This is a genomic window from Candidatus Jordarchaeum sp. (genome assembly GCF_052745115.1).
Map to the genome: position 1 here is coordinate 1 of NZ_JBRAKS010000244.1, position 5,850 is coordinate 5,850.

The 5,850-nt window shown below is 34.4% G+C and carries 5 protein-coding genes; 1 reads left to right on the forward strand and 4 read right to left on the reverse strand.

Going from position 1 to position 5,850, the window contains the following annotated elements; genetic code table 11:
* Nucleotides 1-230: 230 nt before the first annotated feature.
* Nucleotides 231-974 (forward strand): RAD55 family ATPase, encoded by a 744-nt coding sequence (locus ACUVXA_RS14935; RefSeq protein ID WP_445872080.1) that lies wholly within the window; start codon nt 231-233, stop codon nt 972-974.
* Between the two features lie 80 nt (nt 975-1,054).
* Here ACUVXA_RS14935 and ACUVXA_RS14940 read toward each other — a convergent pair whose 3' ends face one another.
* The 4 genes from ACUVXA_RS14940 to ACUVXA_RS14955 form a co-directional block, all read right to left on the reverse strand.
* Nucleotides 1,055-1,981, reverse strand: coding sequence for an MBL fold metallo-hydrolase (locus tag ACUVXA_RS14940; protein ID WP_445872081.1), 927 nt, complete (start codon nt 1,979-1,981; stop codon nt 1,055-1,057).
* Nucleotides 1,982-2,199: 218 nt separating this feature from the next.
* The gene (locus tag ACUVXA_RS14945) at nt 2,200-2,913 is read right to left on the reverse strand and encodes a hypothetical protein (RefSeq protein ID WP_445872082.1); all 714 of its coding nucleotides are present in this window, start codon (nt 2,911-2,913) and stop codon (nt 2,200-2,202) included.
* A 924-nt stretch (nt 2,914-3,837) separates the two neighbouring features.
* Nucleotides 3,838-4,617 (reverse strand): hypothetical protein, encoded by a 780-nt coding sequence (locus tag ACUVXA_RS14950; protein ID WP_445872083.1) that lies wholly within the window; start codon nt 4,615-4,617, stop codon nt 3,838-3,840.
* 95 nt (nt 4,618-4,712) lie between these two features.
* Entirely contained in the window at nt 4,713-5,213 is a 501-nt protein-coding gene (locus tag ACUVXA_RS14955) for a hypothetical protein (RefSeq protein WP_445872084.1), read from the reverse strand.
* Between the last annotated feature and the right edge of the window lie 637 nt (nt 5,214-5,850).

Below are 5,850 nucleotides of genomic sequence, written 5' to 3' on the forward strand. Positions count from 1 at the left end.
GTTAATATTTGATAATTTATATAAATTTATCTGTAGCAGTTGTGTACCTCCTTTTTTGGAATGATATTTATTTGTAAGAAAAGTATATTAATCTTAATAAAAAAAGTATATTAGCCTACTAGTATTAAAGTAGGGGAGGTTGGACCACAATAACTAAAGAAAATAAACGAAATCTAGGAACAAATTATCCTACTATTGAAGCATTTAACTATTCTTCAGGTGGGGAATCCGTGAGTAAACACCATCTAATCAGTACTGGAATACCAAAATTGGATGAACGTTTAGGAGGAGGCATTCTAGATAATTCGACGGTTGTAATCGCCCACCAGACTGGTTTTAGATACACCGAGTTTATAAATTGGATGATGCTAATTAAAACCGGGAGGGAATTCTACGTAGTCTTGGTTGATTACATTAGACCTGTGGAAGAACTTCTTCATATTGCGGCTGTTAGAGAGTTTAAAGGAAAGAAAATAAAAAATGAGGGCGGTTTGATTAGTTATGATAGGCTGAGAATTATTAACTGTTTTTCAAGTGAGGTTGATGAAAAAATTTTGTATAATGATCATGTTCAGACTTTGGATGAGCCTTTTAATGTTGACAAATTATTTTCGATGATGAGGAATGTTAGAGAAAATTTGCCTGAAAATGTATGGGTTATTTGGGTGTTTTGGAGTCTAACAGACCTATCTATTGTCTTATCTGAGGATGAAATTACGAGATTTTTTAGACGAGTTACCCGTTTGCACAAGCAGTATAATGATTTAGCTTTCTATCTTATGAACATAGATGCCCATAGTAAAAAGTTCAGAGCTATAATTTCTCAACTGGTGGATGTTTTAATTGACTTTAAGATAGAAGAAACCGAAGAAAAATTAAGAAACTACATACAGGTTGTTAAAAGTCCATTCCCTACTGATACGACAAAACTATATTTTGATATAGACCCCGATGGAAACCGCATCTACTATTAAAAGGACTGGTTCATTTTTGATTTCAATAGAATTCAGAAATTTTTTAAACCCATTTAAAAATTGAGCAAAAAACATTAGAGTTATTTTATTAGTGAAATCAAGTGGTTTTTACGGGTGATCTTCTTTTCCTCTTCTAGTTTGACTAGATGGCTTTCCAATATTTGGACTCCTGGGAAAAATTGCTGGTTAGGACTAGGATATAGTTTTTCCACCATTTCCCTAAAATGCACTGGACTTTTTTCTAGTTCTTTCAAGATATAGTTCTCTCTCTCCAAGATTTTTCCTCTAATTCTGTTTATTGCCTTTTTCTTATCAGTAATTATTTCTCCGTGTGCAGGATATATTTTTTCTAATTCAAATCTTTCAATTTTCTCTAGACTGGAAAGATATCCTATAGCTCCTCCGGAGCTTGGCGAATACCAAGCCACTACTTCGCCAATCACGTCTCCTGCATAGCATATCTTTTCTTCTTGATCGACAAGTGAAATATGCCCAGGGGAGTGCCCTGGAGTATGCAATACCTCAAACAGGTAGTCGCCTAACTGCAATTTGTCCCCTTCCCTCACGGTTTTATCTGGCTCGGCAGTCGCCATAGGACACTTTGAAACTGTTTCAAAGAGAGTTAACAAGTTGACACCTGAGTCTTTGAAACCTAACTCTGGGAAATAGTTGTTACCCATGAGGACATTAAAAGAATCAATTAAGAGTTTGTTATTGCGTGCTGAGGGAGCATCTATTTCAGATATGATTACCATTGGTTCACTTATTTTAAGAAATGTAGTGATGCCTCCCATATGATCGGGGTGTGCGTGGGATAAAACCACAGTGTGCACTTTTTCGGGCATAAGATTTTGAGACCTCATTTTGCTAACCAATCTTTTTGAGAATTTTTCTCCTCCACACCCCGCCTCAATCATTATTAGCCCATCTTTATCTCGAATAATAAGTACGTTAGAGGAAGATGGCCAGAGAGGTCTTTCACCCTTTATCATTATCAAGTCATTCATTTGTTTTTGACACCACCAAAAATAATCGAAAATTAGTCAACAATAAATTGACTCCTTTTTAAAAATTTTACTTTAATTTTAAAAAATTTAAGAAATCACTAAAAACATGCTAGAATCTCAATTTTAACTGGATTCTATTTAAAATTAGATGAAACATTTCTGAGTAGTAAATTAAATTTTAAAATAGAAGTTTAGAGTTTGATATAAAAATATGGAATTTATACAAGTTTTTTGACTGCTTCTTTGAGCGCTTCTGAATCGATTAGACTGAGTGGATTCAGATGATAATCTTTCACACAGAGTGCTAATATTATCTGGGCGTCTTCTACTTCCCGGCAACCAACCAAGTTAAAAAGTATGTTTGGATCTGTGATACCATTAATTAATAGTTCCCAGAAAAATTCAGCTTGCAAGGCTAAAAGTCTTAGTTTACCGCTCAGAATTGTTGCGAAAGCCCTGCCACCACGATAAGCCTCAGAAATAAGGTTTCCCATTAACCAGCAACGTGTTTTTACAACATCTACATTGAGCCATTCTCGATTATTTAAATCATAAACCGCAACATTATGCTTGTTGAGAATTTGCTCATCAGGTAGAGAAGTACAGGAAGCTACCCAACCAGTGTCAAAATTTTTAACAAGTTTTAAGAGAAAATCTGATGAAGTATTGGGAGCCAAGTACAATATTCTTTCAGATCTACTGTTTTTCTCCTCCTCAAATAAGTTTTTTAGTGCTTTTATAGCATTCTCTTTTTCCTCTGAAATATCAAGTTCATACTCCCACAACTGGCGGTGTGGGGCAAAAATTGTGACCTCTCTTAAATTACTGCGAGTAACGAAACCTAATAAGAGCACCGGCCGCCGCAATGTGAAAACGAGCTGTCCGAGAATTGCTAAATTTTTATCGCTGAAATAGTTAGAAAGCTCTTTCAAAGAACACACCTTGCCTTTTTCCAATAGCTAAACTCGTCACACTTATAAAAACTTCATATTCTCTTTTACAATTAATTGCTGAGGCAAGATAAACTAGTATCCCATCTGGTAGCTTGAATTTCCTTTTGAGACGCTCTTTATTGCTTTAGGTAGGTCTTGTTTGTTTGTCTTAATTGTTATGGGTACTCGGTTTGCTTAGTTTGGATATTTTCTTCTGTTGAAGAACCATCTGAATTCAATTCTATTTTAATCCCCATCAATTCTTTTCAATCATAATAGAATTTTTTAATGTGAAAGGGGATAATTTACAAGTTTAAACTTGTGATTAAATTAGCCCCAGTCATTTCTTTAATTCTAATATTTGAGAGAATCACTTAAAGACCACTAATCATGAGAATCCATAATTTTAAATCATCAATTTAAGTCACCCTCCCCATAAAGTTGCCTAAATCAGCAGTGGTTTCTTGCAAGTGCTTACCAATCTCCTTATAACCCTTCCCACCCCTTCCCGCTTCAAATTGAAATTCTTCAAAAGTCTTTTCCTAGAGAGCCAACACTAGGAGTATTAAATAGAATCCGTGACTAACAATGGGTCTATCTTTTATAATGTTCTGATTTTATATTCTTTTGTGTTAACATTTCCGTGGTGGTTTTGGCGGAGGGCAACGGGTTTAAATCCCTGTTTTACGAGGTTCCACACTTAAGCAGGGTTAGTGCCAAAAAATCCCTTTGAAGAGGCGAAGAAAAGCGGAAATATAAAATTAACAGAAGAGTGAAGAAATCAAAATATAATAAATCATAGACTCATTGTGACTAACCATATCGGAATCTTACCTCATATTTATTTAGATTCCCCAGAAATTATTATTTTTTGACTTCTTTAAAGAATCAATAATAAATTTGTTTATTCTATTTTTTCATTAATTACCTAATTCCAAACCACTTTGCTTCCTTTTTTAAGTAATGATATTTGCAATCCAGTCTCTGTGTAAGATAGCTAGTTAAAATTCCAAGTATAGATAGAAGTACCATATGCCATAATCCTAAGAGCCCAAAAATAAAGGTGTTAATAGATATTATAAAAAATGCTAGAAATACTCCTAGAGATAAGGGGAGTGTCCTCTTATTATATTTCTCTTTTGCATACACAAATTTTTTCAGAAAATTGTTTTGAGGTTTTTTATTCTCCAGTACCGCTTTGGTTATCGCCGCAGAATATATGCAAGCTTGATTCATAATTTCTTTTAAACTCTTGCTGGGTTTAATAGACTTGATGATGCTTTCAATGTGGTGGGGTGAGCAAATAGCATTAGCATAGCCGATTTTAATAGCATGTTCTGGAAGGGTTTGATCCAGCAGACTCTTTTCTTTGGAACTGTGTAGTAGTCCCAGGAATCCTTTAGAGACATTTGCATCTTGAATATAGTGCAAAGCTTTTCCCAAATTTTTCACTGCTCCAATATTATCTTGATTTAAATAGGATAATCTTGCCTTCCAGACATATTTCATAACTGTTCCTAGACTGGGATTATGATGTGAATCACGAACTGTGTTAGCCCAACCTTGATTTCCCACTATTATCATCTTACTGCGATGTTTATCCGGCTCAATGATGCCTTCTATTAATGCTTGCTCCAGTTCTTTTGGGAAACTGAGAGATTTGGATATTGCTTTAGCTATTGCTATGTGGCTCTTCCACTTCAATCCTACAGAACCTTCCCACACTATTAATGGATATAGATATTGATGCATATTAGCCGAAATGATTTTTATTATTTTTTATTACTTTAGAAAAATAGTTAATCTGGGAAGTGGTAATTGTAATTTTCAGGTTTCTTATAAATAATTTTTTTATTTGGAATATATTTGTGACATCTTGTGCACTCGAATCCAAGCAGTGTTTCCTCTCTACTTATGTGTAGAGCGTCGGATTCGCCTAGCTCTCCATCACCGCAGAGATGAAGGAAGGTAATATGAGAGCTGTTTCCACAATGGTAACATTCATAGCTGTAATCTACTGTGGATATTTTATTAATTCTATTAATTGACACAACGAATTTTTCTATGAAAATTCTTCGACATACTCCGCAGGCGTAGACTATTTCGTTCGGAATTATGGTGGTTGGGCAACCACAGATAGGGCAATTTATGTAAGGTTTTTTGATGCGGGTTCCGAGTAGAGTTTTTACTTTTAATGTTTGGTACCAGGAACACCATTTGCATAGCTCATATAGGGAGGAATCAGTGTTAGGGGTACTGATTCTTTTTAGAACCTTTATTAGTCCAAATTTCTTCCACATTGCCCAACCCTTTTCCCGATTTGAAGCTAATTCAGCGTCTTCCAGTGATTTGTTTTTCAGTTTTACCTATTTAAAGACCACATATCCGGAAAATTCGGTCAGAATATTATTTTTGCATCACAATTGTAGGAAGCCCCGTACCTATAAATTAAAAGCAAACCTGCCTGAAGTTAATAGCATGTTTTTAAAATGAAAAAAATTGGGAATTAAGATTTATAGAAGATCCTAATCCTTAGTTGAAGGGGCATGATGTTAGCAATAGATGTGGAATGGAAAGACGCACTGGAGTTTTTCTGAGCAAAAGGGATGCAACTGTTTTACAGATAATTAGAGGAAGAATTAATTAGTTTAATTTTTGAGGCAGAAAAAAAGAGTAGAATTGGAATACTGCGAAAAGATAATCTGATGGAGCTTAGCATCGCTACAAGTGCATAGAGTCAGAATTAAATAATAAGAAGACTTTAAGCAAAAACTTACATTATTTTACAAACCTACTTTTTTATTTTCATAGTAAATTTTAATAGGAAAATTACATAATCGAGAGTCATATTAATTTAAGTTTTTGAAATCAGATACTATAAGTTCAGTATTTGAAAATGAAATAGGTTATTAAAACTGGTTTTGGCTGGTGAGCAGC

What these genes read in the sequence shown, in the direction of transcription:
- ACUVXA_RS14940 (WP_445872081.1), bottom strand. Translation starts at nt 1,981, where the DNA reads ATGAATGACTTGATAATGATAAAGGGTGAAAGACCTCTCTGGCCATCT.
- ACUVXA_RS14955 (WP_445872084.1), bottom strand. Translation starts at nt 5,213, where the DNA reads ATGTGGAAGAAATTTGGACTAATAAAGGTTCTAAAAAGAATCAGTACC.